The sequence below is a fragment of the Acidobacteriota bacterium genome, assembly GCA_022562055.1.
In the GTDB taxonomy this organism is placed as follows: Bacteria; Actinomycetota; Acidimicrobiia; order Spongiisociales; family UBA5794; genus BMS3BBIN02.
Window position 1 is genome coordinate 1 of the sequence record JADFQA010000047.1, and the last position, 17,807, is coordinate 17,807.

Below are 17,807 nucleotides of genomic sequence, written 5' to 3' on the forward strand. Positions count from 1 at the left end.
TCGTCAATCGTTACGGTGCCGACGGCCTCTCTATTCCTCAAGAGCTGACGTCATACATTGCGGACCGCCAAGGGTATGACTACAAGGAGCACGGTAGCTCGGACAGCACCCATGTCGAGTTCGTCAGTGATGATCTAATCGACCGATTCTGCCTGCTCGGACCTTCCCAGAACCACATCGAGCGGCTCAAGGAGATGCAGGAGCTTGGTGTCGACCAGTTCTCGATCTACCTCCAGCACGACGGCAAGGAAGAGACTCTGCGAGCGTACGGCGAAGAGATCATCCCAGCGATTAACGGATAGGGATTCCGCACTTGGTTGACAGCACGCAGGAACAGACTTCGACGGACGAGTCCGCTCGTATCGAGCTGCGGAAGTACGAACGCGCTCAGCGGGTTCGAACGACGGTGCGCCGGAGTCTGGTGTTCGTGATCTTCGTCACCATCCTCGGCCTTCTCTACACCGGCTACAAGGTTGCCGGCCAGTCGATCGACGACGCCCAGCGAGACTGGCCAGTGATCGGCTCAGTGCTGCCGGCAACAAATGATCTCATCATGCCGCCGATTTCGGCGATTATCTCCGAGTTCAACGACCCCCCGCAGCGGAGAAACCCTAAAACGCTCGGTGGGTTCATCTTCGACGCTGCCCTGTTCACTGCACGCGAGGCGTTTTTCGGTTTTGTTGCAGGTGTCGTGCTTGGTTTCGGTCTTGCGGTCCTGATGCTGCGCTCGCGGACAATCGAAAGAGGTTTGATGCCGTACGTGGTGGTGTCCCAAACGGTGCCACTCGTCGCGATCGCGCCCATTATCGTCATCTGGGGACAGACGAATTTCGGGTGGCTGCCTTTCACGTGGAACGCGTGGATGTCGGTTTCGATCATCGCCACGTATCTGACGTTTTTTCCTGTTGCGGTTAATGGGTTGAAGGGTCTGCAGTCGCCTTCAGCCGAGGCGGTTGAACTGATGGAATCGTACGCATCCAGCCGCACGCAGACGCTTCTCAAATTGCGGCTTCCCGCGGCAGTGCCGTACCTCTTCGCCGCATTCAAGCTCGCTGCGTCTGCAAGTATCGTCGGCGCAATCGTCGGCGAGATTTCGTCGGGTGTCGGTGGCGGCATAGGGCGCCTGATCCTCGACTTCGCATCCCGGTACACCACCGGCCCTGAACGTCTCTACGCCTCGGTCGCCGGAGCCGCCGCTTTGGGCATTGTTGTTTTTGGTCTCATTTCGCTCCTAGAGCGCCACGTGGTCGGTGGAACGGCGCGGGAGACTTCGATTTCATGAACACAGAAACATCGGAGAATCTTGCGGTCGAGACGAAGGGCGCCGGGAAGGTTTTTGGTCGAGGGACCCCCAACCAGGTAGTCGCGCTCGAGGCGATCGACTTGAAGATCGCCCGCGGCGGTTTTGTGTCTCTCATCGGGCCGTCAGGTTGTGGGAAGTCGACTCTGTTGAGACTCATGGCCGGCCTGGTTCCGGTCACCACCGGTGAGATCTATGTAAACGGAAAGTCCGCCGAGCAAGCCAGGCTCGACAGGGACTACGGCATGGCCTTCCAAAACGCCAATTTGTTCGATTGGCGCACGGTTGCCAAGAACATCGAGCTGCCTCTGGAGCTGATGGGTTGGACGAAAACGGCGCGTGCCGAACGAACCCGAGAGATGCTCGAACTCGTGCAACTCAGCGATTTCAGCGATCACTATCCGAATCAGCTTTCCGGCGGCATGCAGCAGCGGGTCGCGATTGCACGGGCGCTGTCCTTCAAACCTTCGATTCTGCTTATGGATGAGCCGTTTGGTGCGCTCGACGAGATGACCCGCGAGCGGATGCAAACAGAACTCTTGCAGATTTGGGCTGAAACGCGCACGTCGGTGGTATTCGTCACCCACTCGATCCCAGAGGCGGTGTTTCTGTCGAAAACCGTTGTCGTCATGTCGCCACGGCCCGGGAGAATCGTTGCTCGCGTCAGCATCGACCTGGGAGATCGGACGTTCGAGACACGCGAGGACTCCGCATTCTTTGCGAAAATCACGGAGGTTCGGGAGGCGCTGCGCGCGACGGAGGGGGCAACATGATTCGCGCACGTTTTCAGACGCTGATCCCACCATTGGTCGTGGGTGTCGGTGGGCTGATTTTGTGGGAATCCGCTTTGGTGATTCTTAAACCCCAGGCGTTCGTGTTGCCAAGGCCCTCGGTCATAGCCGGCAAAGTTGTCGATCAGTGGAGTGCGATTGTCACGGCGACCTCGAACACCGGTTTCATAGCCGTGACGGGCCTGGTTGCGGGTGCACTGCTTGGAGTCGCCGTTGCGGTTTTGGTTTCCAGATTCCGGATCGTGAGCGAGGCCGTCACGCCGGTGGCGGTCGCGGTGAATGCGATTCCGATAATCGCGTTGGCACCGATCTTCAACAACTGGTTCGGCCTTTTATCTCCGCGTTCGAATCAGGGGATCGTCGTGCTGCTGGTGTTTTTCCCGGTGTTTGTCAACACCGTTCGGGGCCTGACCGACGTGCAACGGGGTCATCTCGACCTTATGGATTCGTACGCTGCAAGTGAGTGGGAGACGCTGCGACGGGTGCGGATTCCCAACGCGTTGCCCTACCTGTTCACGTCGCTCAAGATCGCATCGTCACTGGCTGTGATCGCGGCGATCGTCGCTGAGTACTTTGGCGGTGGGCAGGCTGCCCTCGGCCAATTGATCGTGCAGCACGCTGCGCTCTCGCGCTACTCATCTGCGTGGGCCGGCGTTGTGGCGGGTACGCTGATGGGAATGGGTTTGTACCTTGTGGTCGTCGTCCTTGAACGACGTTCCATTCCGTGGCAGACAGCCGACAGCGATGAGTCTGTCGGTTGAAAGTTTCTAACAAGAGCAACATAGAAGGAGAACTTCAATGAGAAAGACAAAAGTAGGTAGGGCGAGGCTGTTTGGCGCCGTCCTCGTGATGGCATTGATTGCCACTGCATGCGGAAGCGATGATGATGTGTCGACGGCGCCTGAGGACCTGACACCGATCACGCTTCAGCTCCAGTGGTTCACCCAGGCGCAGTTCGCGGGTTACTACGCAGCCGTCGCTGAAGGTTTCTATGCAGACCTTGGTCTCGACGTGACGATTACGCAGGGCGGTATCGACATTCTTCCGGCGACCGTGCTCGACTCGGGCGCAGCCGACTTTGCAATCTCGTGGGTACCACGCGGGCTTGTGCCACGCGAAGAGGGACTCAACATCACCAACATCGCGCAAATCTTTGAGCGGTCCGCAACCCTCCAGGTGGCGTTCAAGGACTCGGGTATCAACTCAGTCAGCGATCTTGCCGGTAAGACGGTCGGAAACTGGGGGTTTGGTAACGAGTTCGAGTTGCTGGCGGGTTTGCGTAGCTCGGGTCTCGATCCAGCGAGCGACGTGACGCTCGTCCAGCAACAGTTCGACATGCTGGCGCTGATCTCAGGCGAGATAGACGCAGCTCAGGCGATGATCTACAACGAATATGCCCAAGTACTCGAGACGATCAACCCGGACACGGGTGAGCTGTTCACTGCTGATGACCTTGTTGTTATCGATTGGAATGATGTCGGCACCGCCATGCTTCAGGACGCTATCTGGGCCGATGCCGACAAGCTCGAATCTGACTCCGACTACCGAGCCAACGCCGTGAAGTTCGTTGAGGCGTCGATCCGCGGGTGGATCTTCTGCCGTGACAACATCGACAAGTGTGTCGACATTGTGCTTGACGCGGGTCCGACGCTGGGCGAGTCACACCAGACATGGCAGATGAACGAGATCAACGGTCTCATCTGGCCGTCGAGCGGCGGTATCGGTCTCATGGACCAGGGTCTGTGGGATCAGACTGTGGCGGTGGCAACCGGTGAGAGCATCCTCAAGGCCGCTCCGACCGACGGGGCGTTCCGCACTGACATTGCAAAGGAAGCGATCGACAACCTCAAAGCTGATGGCGTCGATGTGATCGGTTCCGGGTGGAGCCCAATCACCGTCGAGCTCAAAGAGGGCGGCAACTAGGCATTCGTCGACGTGGGCCATCCTCGCCGAGGCGAGGATGGCCCACGTCCGTGGCAGGACGGTGTATCGAGTCCTACGGTTTGATAAGTTCGAGTAGACCTAGTTGCTCGACCATGTCGGACTCGTATTCGATCGCTTGTTGCGGTATCGGGATTCCCGAACCCTCGGCGACACGGTTCATCATCTCAAAGTTCCCAAGCACCGCAGCGGCATCAACCAATGCTTCGGATCCTAAGTCGGAGACGATTGACTCGTGCAGATCCCCCAGCGATGTTGCAGAACGCCCGAGCACGGTCTCGACGAATCTCAGCAACGTGTCGCCCCCGTGCACGCCAATTGAAACATCGGGGTCAACAAGACCTGCAATGTTGAGGTCGTATCCAAAACTGATGGCGCTCGCCCGGAGCATCCGCACATGGGCGAATGTTCAGTAGAAGCACTCGTTGATAAGCGATGTCTTTGCAGCGATCAGCTCGATTTGCGCCCTGTCGAGACCTGGTGAGCGGATAAAATCCACGTAACCCATCTGTTCGTCCGTCATGTAGAGGGGACCAAACGATGCCACCCAGGCGGATGCGACGTCTGGAACTAGGTCGAGTGCCGACGGGATCGCTCCTCGTGGCATCGGCACATGGGTTCGACGACGTTTCAATCTCTTGGCGATGTTGCCCGTCGGAGACCCTGGGATTGGATGGGGCAGCGCCTCAAGATCTACCCCGAGGGCACGATGCATGCCATCCACCGCTGACAGCATGGACACAAGCCCGATAGTCTCGACAGTGGCGGCATCCCCGGCCACGCCAGCCGCGGTACGGACGAGATTGTTGTCCACTTGGGCCGGGTCGTGGTACAGCGTGTGGGCGAGTTCGGCGATATGCTCGGGGAGCCGATTTTTCGAATCGCCGTCCGGGTTTTCGGTCGTTCTGGCGGTTTCCAGCAGTGCCGATCGTTGGCGTGCGTCGAACACCGGTCCCGGCTTAGCGAAGTAAGCCCACATACCCACGAACGTTTCAGTGAGGTCGCTGCGGACCGCAACGGGTGAGGTTGTGAATGAGAACATTTGATGAGTCTAATTTGTATTAGTGGAGAGCCCTGATGCCCATAGCGCTGAGCACCAAAATGCTTACCCCGACAGCGAGGACACGGAAGTCTTTGTCACGTCGCGTTCGGTAGATTGAAAAGCCGCTAATCAAGGTCCATGCGCCGAGCTGAAAAGCAACGCCGCCGTCGGTAGCCGGTAGTAGGAAATCTATCACCACTGGCTCATTGTGCGGTCTGCTCGCCGGCTCTAATCGCGACATCCAGCCAATTTTCCGCTGGGGGGAGAGCGCAGGAGTAAAGATCGTTATAGGCGCAGAACGGCGCGTATGCGTAGTTGAAGTCGATGACTGCGGTTCCGTCACCGTTGGGGTGAACGTCGATGTAGCGACCCGCACCGTACGTTTCCTTTCCGGACGTCGTGTCGTGAAACGGGAGGAACAGACTCTCGTGCCCCGAGGAGTACAGAGCCATTGTGGTGTCCGTGCCGTCGACGGTGACCGTCGCAGTTGCGACCCTCATGTACGTCCGCTCAGCACCATCGGTGGTCGATATCTGCACCTCGGTGGGCTCTGTCGGGTCGAGTGTCACGTCGAACACGAGCTCGGCGTTTGGCGGGTAGTAAGCGAGGCCTTCGAAGGTGTGTCGGGCGTCGTGCGGCAGTGGAGATTGCTCACCGTGTTTGAAGAATTCGTCTTTCTCCTTGCGGAAACTTAGGAGGTCTGCGGTATCCATACAGACGCCAACAACCGACGGTGTGCGGTATTCCATTCCGTCGCCAACGACCGCTGCCGGTACACTGTCGACCATGAGAGCTTGGTACTGCGTGCGGCGCATAAGGCCCGATGAGGGAGACGAGTTCCGCGCAATCCGATTGCGGGCGCTTGCCGAGGATCCCGAAGCGTTTGGTGCGACCCTCGCAACCGAGGCAGCGTTTGAGCCCGAGGCCTGAACAGGGAGGGCAGCCGAGGCATCTGATGGCGGAGCCACCGCAGTGTTTTTCATCGATATCAATAAGAATGTCGAAGCGATGGTTGGTGCGTACGCCAGCGATGGTGCTCACGCGACTCTGTGGGGAATGTGGATTGCGCCTGAGTTGCGCGGTACAGGAGTCGCGACAGGGCTTGTCGACGCCGTCGAGGGCTGGGCTGCGGAAAACAGTCTCGACCGTGTCGAACTTTGCTCCGTAGTCGTTCTTGAACCCGACCGAAAACTTCTCGTTTCCTGATTTGTCGTAAACCATGACGAACAACGTATGGAACTGATGACATATACGCCGCTTAGCCGACGTGCCCGCATGAATGATGAACCTCAGCCAGTGGTCGCCGTCGGGCGACTCCATGATGAACTCTCGAAAGCCCCGATGTGGTTCGTTCTGAGGCACGTGTGACGCAACGTACCCGTAGCCCACCAGCGGGTTACCGGGGATAATGGAGGGGTCCGAGCCGTGTTCGTGGCCGAAGTAACACCAGTACACGGGGTCGATCTGCGGGTGCCAACCGACGTACGTCTCACAATTGGGTGCGTCGGTTGTGTTTAGGTCGTGCACCCATGACGAGCACGTTCGGTTCGGCCGCGGAGCTGTCCACCCCGCAGGGGCCGGTGGCGTCTCGGTCGGTTCGCTGTCTGATTCGGCAAGGAGCACGAGATACATTCTGCGCCAACCGTTCTGGCCTTCAACACTGCCGAGCTTGATGTCTCCCGCGGCGAGATCCTTTTCGTACACGTCACGGGTCCCTATCGTCGATGATGACAGTGCCGCCCTTCGTCCACGAAGTCAGCCACCCTGGGACCGGCTCCTCGCTCCGCCACACGATTCCAACACGGGCGTCTCGGTTCAACGTGAACCGGAACCAGTCACGGTCTGGGCAGCGATTGAGGTGTTCCGATCGGGGGCGAAGGTCAGAGTAGATCCCAACCGGTGTATCGACCCGGGCTGTTGACGATGTCCACATCGTCCGGATCTGGTAGGACATCCATGCCCGTGGCAAACGATCGTGGCAAGTAGCGGGCGTTGTAGATGTCCGGGATCTGACCTTCGGTCGTATCACGCCTCGACTCATATCGGGTCACGAGTGCCTTGCTTTGTTCGCCTACGGAAAAGCCTGCCGGGGGATCGGTGGGAAGGTTAAGTGCCCGCGTGAGGAATGTTGCCATGACCGCCCGTGTCACTCGGTCGTCTGGGCAGAAACGGTCGTTCTGTGGCGGGTTGCAACCCCGTGTGATGCCCGCCGTCGCCAGTTTCTCGATGTCGGACTCGAAGATTGAGTTGTCGTCGTCGACGAACGAAACTACCCGGTGTCGGTCAGTCCCAGCGCACGAACGAGGAACGCCGCCATCTGCCCACAGGACGATGTAACCCGTGAGCAGATGGCTGCGTTCATGCACCGCCTTGCAGCAAACCGTGTCGTCGACGCCGGCGAGTTACAGGGACGCACGGCAAAGGACATCAATACGTTGGCAGGTGCTTCGTACGCTCTGTCGAGTTTCTGTTTTCCGTTTCCGTGCACACCGCCGAACCCACTTCGGGTTGTCGGGGCAAGTTCGGACATATCGATCGATGTGACAGAGATCACTTTTGTTGCCCCAACCGCTGGGTATCTACTCATCAATGCATCAACATCGCTGTCGTGCAGCAATGGCAATCTGCTCTTCATCTGCGGTGACCCCAACGGGACGGTGTACATCACGGTGGATGGAGAGAACTACCTCAGGTTCAAGGGGTCGTTGCAACACCGACTTGTTCGACTCGGACGGGTTGCGGACGGATTCCGTGTCCAACACAGCCTATGTCGCGGTAGCCGGTTTCGCCAAGCTATCGACGACTTCAGCATGTTCAAGAGCTGCGATCGCTGCGGGTGGAACACCGAGTTTTAGCGAGCGGCTACCACCACCAACAATCACGTATGGCTCGTTCATAACGCTGGCATCGATCCAGATGGGGATCTCGTTTGGCAGACCAAACGGAGTTACACCGCCCATGAGCATGCGGGTCACCTTTACCGTGACGTCTGCGGGGGCGAAAGAGACCTTTCGTGCGCCGAGCTTCTTGCGAACGGTTCCGTTAACGTCGAGCCGATGCGTTGCAAGGACGAGACATGCCGCGACGAGACCCTGGGGTTTGCGAGACGCGACGATGATCGTGTTTGCAGACTGGTTGAGCGTATATCCGTAGGTTTCGCAAAAGGCCGCGGTGTCCGCAAGATTTGGGTCGCACTCCACGAGATCGATTTCGTAACCCGTTGCGCGAGCTGCGGCGATGACTTGCAATTCGAGTGTCGTACGGGTCATCCGTCGCCAAACCCGACACCGAGGCTCCTTGCCGATTTGATCCACGGATGGTCAAGAGGGACGGTTTTGCGACGACCGGCAACTTCCCCGAGCGGGACATGGCGAACGCTGGACCCGTGAGATGCGATCATGATTCCCGACAGGCCTTCGGCGGCTGCGTTGGCGGCTTCGGTGCCGAGAGTGGATGCGAGCAGCCGGTCGACCGTCGACGGTGTCCCCCCGCGTTGGACATGACCAAGGATCGTTACACGTGCCTCGAGTCCCGTGCGGTCGGCAAGTTCGGAGGCCAGTAACGTCGTTGTTTGGCTCTCGTGTTGATTGAGCGTTTGCAGTTCGGCCTTGAGCTCTTTGCGGTCCGCCCCCTCGGCTGTTTCGAGATCGCTCGCGACTTTGTCGATGGTTGCGCGGTGCTGCGAGCTAACAGCACCTTCTGACACGACGACGATCGAGAATGTGGATCCTCCCGAGCGGCGTTGAGAAATTGTTTCGGCGAATTCGTCGAGCTCGTACGGAATCTCGGGGATCGCGATCACGTCCGCTCCACCCGCCAGCCCGCCACCGAGCGCAAGCCAGCCTGCGTTGTGACCCATAACTTCGACCAGCATGATCCGATGGTGCGAGTGGGCAGTCGAGTGGAGGCGGTCAATCGCCTCCGTGGCTATTCCGAGAGCGGTGTCGAATCCGATAGTCAGATCCGTTGCCCACACGTCGTTATCAATGGTCTTGGGCAGGGTGATGATCGACATGCCCGCCTCTGCAAGTCGGAGCGCATTCTTCTGCGTCCCGCCGCCACCGAGGCAGATAAGAGTGTCGATTCGGTGTTCTTCGCAGGTCTGGATCATCAGGTCGGTCATGTCGAGCGTACGGTCGCCGACTCTCATCCGGTGCGGCTTGTCCCTACTAGTTCCCAGAATGGTCCCTCCGAGACTGAGAATGCCGCTTAGCGCGGCGCTATCGAGCCGGATGGTCCGATTTTGCATGAGTCCGCGGAAGCCGTCGCGGAAACCGACAACCTGCATGCCGTGGGTTCGGATCGCTGCCTTCCCAATCGCCCGGATGGCCGCATTCAGCCCGGGCGAGTCGCCGCCTGCTGTCAAGATGCCGATCGTTTTCGCCATACCGTTCCGCTTCGAGTGTCGAGCAAGGATACCCGCCGCTTGCCAGGGTGCGCCGCGACCCCTGGGACTGTGCATACGGCTGTACCCTTGGACTTATGGACGCAGCCTTCGACGAACTGATCGCACGAGACGGCACCGCTGCCGTAGTGAACGCCCGAGGGGTTTTCGAGGTCGCAGCGTGATCGAGCCGTCTGTCACCTCGGAGATTGGCAAGCTCGAAACCGTGCTCGTTCACCGGCCTAGTGTCGAGATTGCCAGACTCACTCCGGACAACAAAGAGGCGTTGTTGTTTGATGACCTGCTGTGGTTGGATCGGGCTCAGGACGAGCATGATGCCTTTGTTGGTCTGATGATCGATAGGGGAGTGGAGGTGTTGTATTTCGATCGATTGCTCACCGACGTGATGAAGATGCCTGCCGCCCGTGATTCGCTGTTGCGCACGGTGTTCACCCCCGCTCGGTGTGGCCCGAGGGCTTCCGAGGCGCTCATCGCGATGCTCACAGAGACAACAGCGGAGAAGGTTGTCGAGGTATTGGTCGGCGGCATCATGGAACACGAGCTCGGTGCCTGGGGGCTGGATCCTCTTTTCGCGGATCTTGTTGCCGACCGATACCACCACGTGCTTAGCCCGCTTCCCAACCTTCTGTTCATGCGTGACAACGCATCGTGGATTGGGTCGGCGCTGTCGCGCAATGTGCTGAAAACGCCCGCGCGTCAGCGAGAGTCCATGTATATGGCGTCGATCTACGATCACCATCCGCTACTTTCGCAGCTCGGCTCAAGACCGGTGTTCGGTGCGGAGCGCGGAGATGTGTATCCAGCATCGCTCGAAGGAGGGGATGTACTGGTCCTCGACGAACATACCGTCTGTCTCGGCATTTCAGAGCGCACAGCACCGTCGGCCATCGAGATTCTGGCGTTGCGGCTATTTGCCGAGACCCCGATAACTCAGGCAATCGTGGTCCGTCTGCCAAATACTCGCGCCCTCATGCACCTCGATACCGCCTTCACGATGGTCGACCATGCAACGTTCAACATTTTCCCTGGGCTGCTTGTCGTAGAAGGGATCCACCTGATTCGGCCACAGGGTGATCACGGTCTGGGCGTAGTCGCCATGCCTTCAATCGAGTCGGCGCTTCTTGAGGCACTGGGTCTCGAGTCCATCACAATGATTCAAACCGGCGGTGACGCAATTGGGAGACTTCGCGAGCAATGGGATGACGGCAACAACACACTTGCTTTGGAACCCGGCGTTGTGGTCGCGTACTCAAGAAATGTCGAGACAAACCGCCAGCTACGTAATCACGGCATTGAGGTGCTTGAGTTGGATAGTTCGGAGCTATGTCGGGGGCGAGGAGGTAGCCGATGCATGACTCAACCTATCGTCAGGGTGAATCTGGGGTAGCGCACCACGGTCTAGAGACCGTCGCCCTTCCCGCGGCTCTCGCCGACCAAATAGTCGGGCTGTTGGTCGAGGCGCTGCCACATGAGGGATGCGGCGTAGTTGGTATGACGGGTCACGAGGTAACACGTGTGTATCCAATAAGGAACGTCAGCCCGTCAGCGACGTCGTACACCTTAGACCCAAGAGAGCTTGTGCAGGCGTTGAGAACCGCACACGACGAGGATGCACCAATTGGTGGTCTGTTCCACTCGCATCCCGAGGGTGCCCCGTACCCGTCCTCGGTGGACCTTGCCACCGATGTTGACCGTGCCTGGGTGCATCTGATCGTGGCGCTCAGCGGCGAACTTTCGGTGATTAGGGCGTTTCGATTTGGCATCGATGGTGTCACGCGGGTCGATATCGTGAGACCGCCAAACCCCCCAGCACACTGAACTGCGGTCATCGCACTGGTTACCAACCGCCAGGTGTTGGACGGACGAACCAGCAGTGCCGCGGTGCACTAGCCTTTGCGCATGGCCGATTCTACGAAAGAACTCACCGCACACCACCTCATGTTTTCGTACATCGGGCTGGGGATGCACATAGCGGCCGGTGTCTTCATCGCTATCTCGGTACTTGTTGCTCCGCTTAGCCTCGTTGGCGGCTTGGCTGTGCTCTGGGTCGTCGGTGGAGTGCACTCGCTGAGGGTGTGGCGGGAGAAACTAGCTCGGCCACTTCTCGTCGCCATGGGGGTCTCGGTTGCATGGATTCTGGCGCTTACGTTCCGATGACTGCGCTGAAGCTCACCGTATTGGGCTGCGGATCTGGGGGACCTCGACCCGGCATCGCAGCATCGGGCTATCTCATCACCGCCGCAGGTACGTCCCTCGTCCTGGGCCTCGGGTCGGGTGCTCTCTCCGACCTGAGAGTCGACGGTGATCCTGCGGTAGCGATCATGTTTCGCGACTCTGCGGCGGTTGCTACCTGACGCTGCGGTCCATCACCTCAGCGATTGGAGAACTTGATATTTGGCCTTTTGGCCGACCCACCCGTGAGACAGCGCGCCTCGCGTCATGCGACAGCCCGCACCACATGAGTCGCGCCCGAGCCAGTGTCTACTCTCATGCAACGCAGGCCCACGGCGTCGGCGGAAGCCAATGCATGAATTCAGCCGATCAAGATGGTGGCTCTGGGCCGGCGTCCGATGTTGACGATCCCATCACGCTTCCGGCAGTGCTAGCCGATCAGATCTTCAGACTGGTGGTGGATGCGCTTCCGGACGAGGGTTTTGGGGTTCTGGGCATGGTGAGGGGTGAGGTGACCCATGTGTATTTTGCGACGAACATCGACGCATCTGCGAGTTTGTACACGTTGGAACCAAAGGGAATTGGTGCTGGCGCTGCGCACGGCCAACGATATCGGGGCGCCGATTGGTGCACTTTTTCATTCCCACCCGACCGGTGCCGCGTATCCGTTGGCGACTGATGTAGTGACCGATGTCGATCGAGATTGGGTGCATCTGATTGTCGGTCTCGCCGGCAAGGTTCCTGTGTTGAGAGCCTTCCGGGTTGGCACGGGCGGAGTGAGACCGGTGGGCGTTGTGAATTCGTCGGTCGAGCAGCGGTAAGCGACGTAATCCTCGGGCAGGTGATCATTCTGGAAGGGTTGTCCGTGTCGAGTGCCACGGGGGCGTCGAGATAGTTGCGTCTGGAGCTCGGAGCCGGGGCACGCGCGCGAAAGTCCGAGGTGTCGTCCTCGGACTTCCCGCGTGTTTGGTTGGCGATTCAGGGTCGGGATTGGTCACCTGCTCCGTCGCTTGCGTTGTCGGCCCCGTTCTCCGCTTGGTTGCCTGCTCCGTCGCTTGCGTTGTCGGCCCTGTTCTCCGCTTGGTTGCCTGCTCCGTCGCTTGCGTTGTCGGCCCCGTTGTGTGCTCGACCGCTCGCTCCATCCGAAGCGGTATCGGCGATATTCCCGCCAAATTCGCGACCATCAGCCGGGTCACCGTCGAACACGGTTTCCACTACAGCGTCAGCCTTGTCGGAGGCTTCGTCGGGTAGCTCAGGAGCATCTGGCAGGTTACCGTCATTGGGAGCCGGCACGTTTATGCCGACGTTTGATACAGCATCTGATACCCACTGCTGGGCGGCATCTGGCAGGTTGTCGGTGGCCGCAAGTCCACCGGTTGTCGCAGCAAGGGCCACCGTGGCGATGGCAAGCTTGCCGAGAAGGGTTGAAAGGAATGCGCTGATCATGGCTCGTCGTCTCCATTTTCTGGACAAAGGTTTTGTCACTCGATCCGACCGGGATCGAACCGGGATGGACTCTGCAACTGTCTTCGCTTCGGCTGCCAGCAATCGGGGCAAGTTTTCAGTAGCTGGATCGCTGGGAACAGAATCTGAACTGAGCTGACCGATGAAGGCCACAACAGCGTCTCCGGCTTCGGAGTCACTGCCGGCGGCTAACCGATCAATCAATTCATCGAGCTGTTGGTTTGAACGTCTCATCTCACCCTCGTAACCGACGCGGCACAGCGAAAACGTACTGCCTTCATCGAAGAATCTTTTCCAACCGTTTGAACGCCCGCCGTTGTAATGCCTGCACCGCGCCCGGTTTCTTGCCGACGATGTCGGCGATCTCGGTAATCCTGAGCCCGCTGAGGAATCTCAGCACGAGCACCTCCCGTTGCGCGGGCGCGAGCTGTTCCAATACAAGCCAGATTTCGTCATCTGCGAGATGTTGGAACGCACCAGACTCGGCCGACGGCACCGAGGGACTCGCTCGGTCCAGCACCGTGTGGTCAGCCAGATCGACTGGCTTTCGCCGACCGCGACGCCTTTCATCGATGACTCGGTGGTGGGCGATCATGAAAACCCACGACCGAAACTCAGCACCGTCGCCTTCGAAACGGTGAATTCCTCTCGCCACATGAAGCCATGTCTCCCCGACCAGGTCGTCTACGTCCAAGCCGCCCTGAAGGCGCACATACCCGCGCAACGTCCCATCGATATCGTGAACTAGGCGCACCCAGGCCCATTCGGCACCTACGCGAGCCGCATCCACCACGGACTGGAGTATTCCGTCTATTGGCATTCCATCCTCTTCGTCACCAGGGCCGTCCCGTCTTTTATCGGTAACCGCACAGGACACCTGAAAAGGTACGGGTTCCGGCAAATAGTCTGTCGCTGGCGACGATTCATGATGCGTGTCTCTGCCAAAGCTCTGTCATGGGGAACGGTGAGATCCCGGAGACGCTTGGCGCCAGTTCCATGGGAGACGACTAGCCTCTGTGCATGGCAGGGTCAGCAAAAGAACTCACCCCGCATCACCTCATGTTCGCCTACATTGGCCTGGGAATGCACATTGCGGCCGGCGTCTTCATCGCCATCTCGATTCTCGTCGCTATGGGCGTCTTGGTCGCGTGGACTCTGGCTCTCACCTTCCGATGACTGCGCTGAAGCTCACCGTGCTGGGCTGCGGATCTGGGGGGCCTCGCCCCGGCATAGCTGCATCGGGGTATCTCATCACCGCCGAAGGTGCTTCCCTCGTGCTGGACCTTGGGTCGGGTACCTTGCAGCCGATGTTCGAGCTGATCGGCGGAGCGCCCGACGCCGTTGTGATCACGCACCGCCACGTCGACCACATGGCCGACCTACTTGGGCTCTACGGTTACCTCAGCTCAGATCGTCGGAGCGGGGGCAAGGCGGGCGCTCTCCGAGTGATCGCACCTCGGGGCGTCGAGGAGGCGTTCGCGGGTGCGCTGCAAGCCGGCGAGCAGCACCCCTATCGCGATGTCCTCGCCTTCGAGCGACCCCGTGTTGGTGAAATCGTTAGCGTCGGAGACTTACTTTGTGGATTCGCAGACACCGTCCATTCGGTGCCTGGTATCGCGGTCAGGGTGACGTGTGGAGACTCTTCGATTACATACACTGGAGACACTGGTCCGAGTGCTGCTATCGAAGAGCTGGCGCTTGGTTGCGATGTCCTGCTCGCCGAGGCTGCGAACGCTGGGGGGAGGTCGACTCGGTACCCATTCCATATGACTGTGCGCGAGGCGATCGGCATGGCTCTTGCCGCACAAACAAGCGATCTGGTGCTGACACACATGCACTCGGCCAACACGAGTGAGCAGGTCGTCGACGCCGCCGCCGACGTTGGTTACACCGGCCAGGTGCACATCGCCATCGCCGGACTTGAGATGCCAATCGACAAGGAGAAAACTTGACATGTTGAGAACCGAACGGGCCTTTGACGAGCTGCGCAAGGTAGACATCGTGCGTGGGTACACCGAGATGACCCCAGGGTCGGTGCTGATCTCGATGGGGCGCACACGCGTGCTGTGCACGGTGTCTCTCAGCGACAACGTGCCCCCATGGATGCGAGATCGTGCCGAGGGTTGGGTCACTGCGGAGTACTCGATGTTGCCGGGGTCGGCAAACTCCCGTATCAACCGAAAGTCGATTAGCGGGGGACGTACGAAGGAGATCCAGCGTCTCATCGGCCGGTCGCTGCGAGCCGGTGTCGCCCTTGAGAAGATGACGGGCATCACCGCGACCGTCGACTGCGACGTCCTGCAAGCCGACGGTGGCACCAGAACCGCGTCGATCACCGGCGCTTGGATCGCCCTCGCCGACGCGTTCGATGTGTGGGTGGCGCAAGGGAAGCTGGCGGAGTCTCCGATCACTACCCACATTGCGGCCACCAGCGTCGGACTCCACGAAGGCCAGGCGCTGCTGGATCTTGAGTACGTCGAAGACGTTGTGGTCGATGTTGATTGCAACGTTGTCATGACCGGCGATGGCAGACTCGTCGAGGTCCAGGGTACGGCTGAAGGTGACCCGTTCAGCCGCCAGGAACTAGATGCAATGCTGGATGTCGCCGCCATCGGGATCGACCAACTCGTAGGCTTCCAGACGAGCTCGCGGGATGGTTAACGCCCATTGCGAATAGTCATAGCGTCAAAGAACGAACACAAGGTGGCTGAAGTTGAGAGGGTCCTCGCCTCGCTCGTCCCGTGGCTCGAGGTCGTTGGTGGGATGTCGTGGCCCGACGTCGAAGAGAGTGCCGACACGCTAATCGGCAACGCACTGCTCAAGGCGAGGGCTGTTGCGAAAGCAACGGGTGTGGCTGCGCTAGCCGACGACACTGGGCTGTTTATCAACTCGCTCGATGGTGACCCCGGTGTCCGCAGCGCACGGTTCGCCGGTGAGGACGCGACCGACGAGGACAACGTCGACAAGGTGTTGCGTTCTCTGAACGGCGTACAAGATCGCAGCGCCCGGTTCGTCACCGTAATTGCATGTGTCACTCCCGATCTGAGAGAGCTTGTCGTAGAAGGTGTTCTTCAGGGTGCTATCGGACGGGAACGGTTGGGCTCGGGCGGATTCGGGTATGACCCAATATTTTTTGTCGACGGTCGGACGCTTGCACAGCGGTCCCCTGAAGAAAAGGCTCAGATGTCGCACCGGGGCCGCGCATTGCGTGCCTTTGCAGCGCAAATTGGCAACAAACCGCTGATCTTCTAGCGATCGCGTTTTCAGTCTTGCTCGGCTTTTGAGAGCGCAACCGATGGGTTCGAGGTGTTGAGTACAAGGACTCGGTCTCCAAGTCCGATGGTCCCCGCCTCGCGGAGACGATCGAGGGCTGCAAGAGTTGCGGCCGCCTCGTAACCGGCGGGGATACCGACCGAGGCAAATTCGGCGTATCCAGATACGATTGCTTTCTCGCTCACCGCGACAGCGGTGCCGTTTGAATTCTTGAGCACTCTGAGAATTTCATGGCCCATGATTGCGCCGGGCACATCGAGTCCGTCCGCCACGGTGCCTTTCGACGTGATGCCTGTGACCACATGATCACCTCTTTCAAATGCGCCGACGACGGGGGCACACGTTTCTGATTGCACGACGACCATACGAGGTAGCTGCCCTCCGTCGTGCAGAATGCCCATTGAGCTGAGCTCCATGAACGCCTTCCAAATGCCGACCAGCCCGGTGCCGCCTCCTGTTGGGTAGATGATCCAATCGGGCAAGTGGTCCGCGAAGTACTCGGCGATTTCGAGGCCCATGGTTTTTTTTCCCCTCCAGCCGTCCCGGTTCGTAGAACGTTGAGAGATCGACTCGTTCGCCATTTGCGACACTGTCAGCCATGCGAGTTCTAATCGCCGTTCCGGCGGCTGCGATGTTGCCACCGGCGAAGGTGACATTACCGCCGAAGTGGCGGGCCGCCCGGTGGTAGGGACCGTCCTGGTAGCCAGCGGGCATCGTGACTTCGCACGAAGGCAGTCCCATCCTGGCCGAGAAGAGCGAAGCTGACACCCCGGCGTTTCCCTGGGTCGGGAGGAAGAAACCTTGCGCGCCGAGTGCGTGTCCGAGGGCGACTCCAACTGCCAAACCCCGGTCTTTGAACGAACCGGACGGGTTAGAGCCCTCTTGCTTGACCCACAGGTCGACGCCGTAGCGTGTGCTGAGTTGAGTGGAGTGGAAGGTAGGCGTGTCGCCCACGTCGTCTGCGTACCCCGGCGGGGACATTCCACACCGGCAGTAGGTTCCGGTGACGCCACAACCCGGTACGAGTGCCAGGGGCGAGGCCGGCCACTGCATCGAGGTCGTACTCGATCGTAACCGGGTAGCCGGCCAGCGACAGCCCGATGGGCTTTGACCATTCTTGGTGATCGATCTCGTCGCCGGTGAACGAGCAGACGAGGCGACGAATATGCGGGCTAATCGTGAGGTTCATGAATGACATGTTTAATCGAATAGGACAACTGCTGCACCTCTGCGCAGGTTGTCGTTGCCGCGGCCACGGCGGAGACGTCGTTAGCTCTCGTGCGATCGCACGATTGACGCGGCAACATCGACCTCTACGCGGGCCGCGAGACCATTGCGGAACACAACGGTGGTTGTGCCATCAAACATGACCTCGGTGAGGTACGCCGCGTTTGTGAATCCTGCCCGGCCGATAATGCG

At 59.4% G+C, this 17,807-nt stretch carries 28 protein-coding genes; 16 read left to right on the top strand and 12 right to left on the bottom strand.

Annotated features, from left to right (window positions below; genetic code table 11):
- From IIC71_13560 to IIC71_13580, 5 genes are all read left to right on the top strand, one after another.
- Positions 1-302: LLM class flavin-dependent oxidoreductase (locus IIC71_13560; GenBank protein ID MCH7670206.1), on the top strand; the 302-nt coding region annotated here is incomplete at its 5' end.
- 11 nt (positions 303-313) lie between these two features.
- A complete protein-coding gene (locus IIC71_13565; protein MCH7670207.1) occupies positions 314-1,282 on the top strand; it encodes an ABC transporter permease subunit in 969 nt (322 codons plus the stop codon).
- Entirely contained in the window at positions 1,279-2,073 is a 795-nt protein-coding gene (locus IIC71_13570) for an ABC transporter ATP-binding protein (protein ID MCH7670208.1), read from the top strand. Before IIC71_13565 ends, IIC71_13570 begins: the two co-directional genes overlap by 4 nt.
- Complete coding sequence (locus IIC71_13575; protein MCH7670209.1) at positions 2,070-2,852, top strand: ABC transporter permease; 783 nt, start codon at positions 2,070-2,072, stop codon at positions 2,850-2,852. Before IIC71_13570 ends, IIC71_13575 begins: the two co-directional genes overlap by 4 nt.
- A gap of 37 nt (positions 2,853-2,889) precedes the next feature.
- A complete protein-coding gene (locus IIC71_13580; protein ID MCH7670210.1) occupies positions 2,890-4,014 on the top strand; it encodes an ABC transporter substrate-binding protein in 1,125 nt (374 codons plus the stop codon).
- Between the two features lie 73 nt (positions 4,015-4,087).
- Here IIC71_13580 and IIC71_13585 read toward each other — a convergent pair whose 3' ends face one another.
- The 4 genes from IIC71_13585 to IIC71_13600 are packed head-to-tail and all read right to left on the bottom strand — an operon-like array spanning position 4,088 to position 5,862.
- Positions 4,088-4,423, bottom strand: a complete 336-nt coding sequence (locus tag IIC71_13585) for a hypothetical protein (GenBank protein MCH7670211.1) — start codon at positions 4,421-4,423, stop codon at positions 4,088-4,090.
- 18 nt (positions 4,424-4,441) lie between these two features.
- Positions 4,442-5,074, bottom strand: coding sequence for a hypothetical protein (locus IIC71_13590; protein MCH7670212.1), 633 nt, complete (start codon positions 5,072-5,074; stop codon positions 4,442-4,444).
- Between the two features lie 19 nt (positions 5,075-5,093).
- On the bottom strand, positions 5,094-5,273 hold the full coding sequence (locus IIC71_13595) for a hypothetical protein (protein MCH7670213.1): 180 nt from the start codon (positions 5,271-5,273) through the stop codon (positions 5,094-5,096).
- A gap of 4 nt (positions 5,274-5,277) precedes the next feature.
- Positions 5,278-5,862 (bottom strand): DUF1684 domain-containing protein, encoded by a 585-nt coding sequence (locus IIC71_13600; GenBank protein ID MCH7670214.1) that lies wholly within the window; start codon positions 5,860-5,862, stop codon positions 5,278-5,280.
- On the opposite strand from IIC71_13600, the gene IIC71_13605 reads away from it, so the two are divergent.
- The gene (locus IIC71_13605; GenBank protein MCH7670215.1) at positions 5,861-6,004 is read left to right on the top strand and encodes a hypothetical protein; all 144 of its coding nucleotides are present in this window, start codon (positions 5,861-5,863) and stop codon (positions 6,002-6,004) included. The genes IIC71_13600 and IIC71_13605 overlap by 2 nt on opposite strands.
- A gap of 42 nt (positions 6,005-6,046) precedes the next feature.
- Complete coding sequence (locus tag IIC71_13610; protein ID MCH7670216.1) at positions 6,047-6,280, top strand: GNAT family N-acetyltransferase; 234 nt, start codon at positions 6,047-6,049, stop codon at positions 6,278-6,280.
- A gap of 674 nt (positions 6,281-6,954) precedes the next feature.
- Here IIC71_13610 and IIC71_13615 read toward each other — a convergent pair.
- The 3 genes from IIC71_13615 to IIC71_13625 all read right to left on the bottom strand — a co-directional run bounded on the left by IIC71_13615 (position 6,955) and on the right by IIC71_13625 (position 9,461).
- Positions 6,955-7,440, bottom strand: coding sequence for an S-layer homology domain-containing protein (locus IIC71_13615; GenBank protein MCH7670217.1), 486 nt, complete (start codon positions 7,438-7,440; stop codon positions 6,955-6,957).
- A 399-nt stretch (positions 7,441-7,839) separates the two neighbouring features.
- The gene (locus IIC71_13620) at positions 7,840-8,343 is read right to left on the bottom strand and encodes a hypothetical protein (protein ID MCH7670218.1); all 504 of its coding nucleotides are present in this window, start codon (positions 8,341-8,343) and stop codon (positions 7,840-7,842) included.
- Positions 8,340-9,461, bottom strand: a complete 1,122-nt coding sequence (locus tag IIC71_13625) for an ATP-dependent 6-phosphofructokinase (GenBank protein ID MCH7670219.1) — start codon at positions 9,459-9,461, stop codon at positions 8,340-8,342. Before IIC71_13625 ends, IIC71_13620 begins: the two co-directional genes overlap by 4 nt.
- A 178-nt stretch (positions 9,462-9,639) precedes the next feature.
- Between IIC71_13625 and IIC71_13630 the strand changes: the two genes are divergently transcribed.
- The 5 genes from IIC71_13630 (at position 9,640) to IIC71_13650 (ending at position 12,330) form a co-directional block, all read left to right on the top strand.
- Positions 9,640-10,866 carry an arginine deiminase gene (locus IIC71_13630; GenBank protein MCH7670220.1) on the top strand — a complete coding sequence of 409 codons (1,227 nt, stop codon included), beginning with the start codon at positions 9,640-9,642 and terminating at the stop codon, positions 10,864-10,866.
- Positions 10,827-11,297, top strand: a complete 471-nt coding sequence (locus tag IIC71_13635; GenBank protein ID MCH7670221.1) for a M67 family metallopeptidase — start codon at positions 10,827-10,829, stop codon at positions 11,295-11,297. The genes IIC71_13630 and IIC71_13635 overlap by 40 nt, the downstream gene beginning before the upstream one ends.
- An 81-nt stretch (positions 11,298-11,378) precedes the next feature.
- Entirely contained in the window at positions 11,379-11,636 is a 258-nt protein-coding gene (locus tag IIC71_13640; protein ID MCH7670222.1) for a hypothetical protein, read from the top strand.
- Complete coding sequence (locus tag IIC71_13645) at positions 11,633-11,833, top strand: hypothetical protein (GenBank protein MCH7670223.1); 201 nt, start codon at positions 11,633-11,635, stop codon at positions 11,831-11,833. Before IIC71_13640 ends, IIC71_13645 begins: the two co-directional genes overlap by 4 nt.
- A 173-nt stretch (positions 11,834-12,006) precedes the next feature.
- On the top strand, positions 12,007-12,330 hold the full coding sequence (locus IIC71_13650) for a hypothetical protein (protein ID MCH7670224.1): 324 nt from the start codon (positions 12,007-12,009) through the stop codon (positions 12,328-12,330).
- 299 nt (positions 12,331-12,629) lie between these two features.
- Here IIC71_13650 and IIC71_13655 read toward each other — a convergent pair whose 3' ends face one another.
- Entirely contained in the window at positions 12,630-13,349 is a 720-nt protein-coding gene (locus tag IIC71_13655; protein MCH7670225.1) for a hypothetical protein, read from the bottom strand.
- Positions 13,350-13,392: 43 nt separating this feature from the next.
- Positions 13,393-13,935, bottom strand: coding sequence for a sigma-70 family RNA polymerase sigma factor (locus tag IIC71_13660; GenBank protein ID MCH7670226.1), 543 nt, complete (start codon positions 13,933-13,935; stop codon positions 13,393-13,395).
- Positions 13,936-14,135: 200 nt separating this feature from the next.
- Here IIC71_13660 and IIC71_13665 point away from each other — a divergent pair, with 200 nt between their 5' ends.
- From IIC71_13665 to rdgB, 4 genes are read left to right on the top strand one after another with little or no spacing between them, the layout of a single operon-like run.
- On the top strand, positions 14,136-14,291 hold the full coding sequence (locus IIC71_13665; GenBank protein ID MCH7670227.1) for a hypothetical protein: 156 nt from the start codon (positions 14,136-14,138) through the stop codon (positions 14,289-14,291).
- Complete coding sequence (locus IIC71_13670) at positions 14,288-15,067, top strand: MBL fold metallo-hydrolase (GenBank protein ID MCH7670228.1); 780 nt, start codon at positions 14,288-14,290, stop codon at positions 15,065-15,067. The genes IIC71_13665 and IIC71_13670 overlap by 4 nt, the downstream gene beginning before the upstream one ends.
- Position 15,068: 1 nt before the next feature.
- The gene (gene rph / locus IIC71_13675; GenBank protein ID MCH7670229.1) at positions 15,069-15,776 is read left to right on the top strand and encodes a ribonuclease PH; all 708 of its coding nucleotides are present in this window, start codon (positions 15,069-15,071) and stop codon (positions 15,774-15,776) included.
- A 6-nt stretch (positions 15,777-15,782) separates the two neighbouring features.
- Positions 15,783-16,367, top strand: coding sequence for an RdgB/HAM1 family non-canonical purine NTP pyrophosphatase (rdgB, locus tag IIC71_13680; GenBank protein MCH7670230.1), 585 nt, complete (start codon positions 15,783-15,785; stop codon positions 16,365-16,367).
- Positions 16,368-16,378: 11 nt separating this feature from the next.
- On the opposite strand, the gene IIC71_13685 is transcribed toward rdgB, so the two are convergent.
- The 3 genes from IIC71_13685 to IIC71_13695 form a co-directional block, all read right to left on the bottom strand.
- Entirely contained in the window at positions 16,379-16,906 is a 528-nt protein-coding gene (locus tag IIC71_13685; protein MCH7670231.1) for a pyridoxal-phosphate dependent enzyme, read from the bottom strand.
- Between the two features lie 353 nt (positions 16,907-17,259).
- The gene (locus IIC71_13690) at positions 17,260-17,577 is read right to left on the bottom strand and encodes a hypothetical protein (GenBank protein MCH7670232.1); all 318 of its coding nucleotides are present in this window, start codon (positions 17,575-17,577) and stop codon (positions 17,260-17,262) included.
- A gap of 80 nt (positions 17,578-17,657) precedes the next feature.
- Positions 17,658-17,807: hypothetical protein (locus tag IIC71_13695; protein MCH7670233.1), on the bottom strand; the 150-nt coding region annotated here is incomplete at its 5' end.

Excerpts from the sequence above, each read along its gene's own strand:
- IIC71_13570 (MCH7670208.1), top strand. The coding sequence starts at position 1,279 with ATGAACACAGAAACATCGGAGAATCTTGCGGTCGAGACGAAGGGCGCC.
- IIC71_13575 (MCH7670209.1), top strand. The coding sequence starts at position 2,070 with ATGATTCGCGCACGTTTTCAGACGCTGATCCCACCATTGGTCGTGGGT.
- IIC71_13580 (MCH7670210.1), top strand. The coding sequence starts at position 2,890 with ATGAGAAAGACAAAAGTAGGTAGGGCGAGGCTGTTTGGCGCCGTCCTC.
- IIC71_13585 (MCH7670211.1), bottom strand. The coding sequence starts at position 4,423 with ATGCTCCGGGCGAGCGCCATCAGTTTTGGATACGACCTCAACATTGCA.
- IIC71_13590 (MCH7670212.1), bottom strand. The coding sequence starts at position 5,074 with ATGTTCTCATTCACAACCTCACCCGTTGCGGTCCGCAGCGACCTCACT.
- IIC71_13605 (MCH7670215.1), top strand. The coding sequence starts at position 5,861 with ATGAGAGCTTGGTACTGCGTGCGGCGCATAAGGCCCGATGAGGGAGAC.
- IIC71_13600 (MCH7670214.1), bottom strand. The coding sequence starts at position 5,862 with ATGGTCGACAGTGTACCGGCAGCGGTCGTTGGCGACGGAATGGAATAC.
- IIC71_13620 (MCH7670218.1), bottom strand. The coding sequence starts at position 8,343 with ATGACCCGTACGACACTCGAATTGCAAGTCATCGCCGCAGCTCGCGCA.
- IIC71_13625 (MCH7670219.1), bottom strand. The coding sequence starts at position 9,461 with ATGGCGAAAACGATCGGCATCTTGACAGCAGGCGGCGACTCGCCCGGG.
- IIC71_13635 (MCH7670221.1), top strand. The coding sequence starts at position 10,827 with ATGCATGACTCAACCTATCGTCAGGGTGAATCTGGGGTAGCGCACCAC.
- IIC71_13640 (MCH7670222.1), top strand. The coding sequence starts at position 11,379 with ATGGCCGATTCTACGAAAGAACTCACCGCACACCACCTCATGTTTTCG.
- IIC71_13645 (MCH7670223.1), top strand. The coding sequence starts at position 11,633 with ATGACTGCGCTGAAGCTCACCGTATTGGGCTGCGGATCTGGGGGACCT.
- IIC71_13650 (MCH7670224.1), top strand. The coding sequence starts at position 12,007 with ATGAATTCAGCCGATCAAGATGGTGGCTCTGGGCCGGCGTCCGATGTT.
- IIC71_13655 (MCH7670225.1), bottom strand. The coding sequence starts at position 13,349 with ATGAGACGTTCAAACCAACAGCTCGATGAATTGATTGATCGGTTAGCC.
- IIC71_13660 (MCH7670226.1), bottom strand. The coding sequence starts at position 13,935 with ATGCCAATAGACGGAATACTCCAGTCCGTGGTGGATGCGGCTCGCGTA.
- IIC71_13665 (MCH7670227.1), top strand. The coding sequence starts at position 14,136 with ATGGCAGGGTCAGCAAAAGAACTCACCCCGCATCACCTCATGTTCGCC.
- IIC71_13670 (MCH7670228.1), top strand. The coding sequence starts at position 14,288 with ATGACTGCGCTGAAGCTCACCGTGCTGGGCTGCGGATCTGGGGGGCCT.
- rph (MCH7670229.1), top strand. The coding sequence starts at position 15,069 with ATGTTGAGAACCGAACGGGCCTTTGACGAGCTGCGCAAGGTAGACATC.
- IIC71_13685 (MCH7670231.1), bottom strand. The coding sequence starts at position 16,906 with ATGGGCCTCGAAATCGCCGAGTACTTCGCGGACCACTTGCCCGATTGG.
- IIC71_13690 (MCH7670232.1), bottom strand. The coding sequence starts at position 17,577 with ATGAACCTCACGATTAGCCCGCATATTCGTCGCCTCGTCTGCTCGTTC.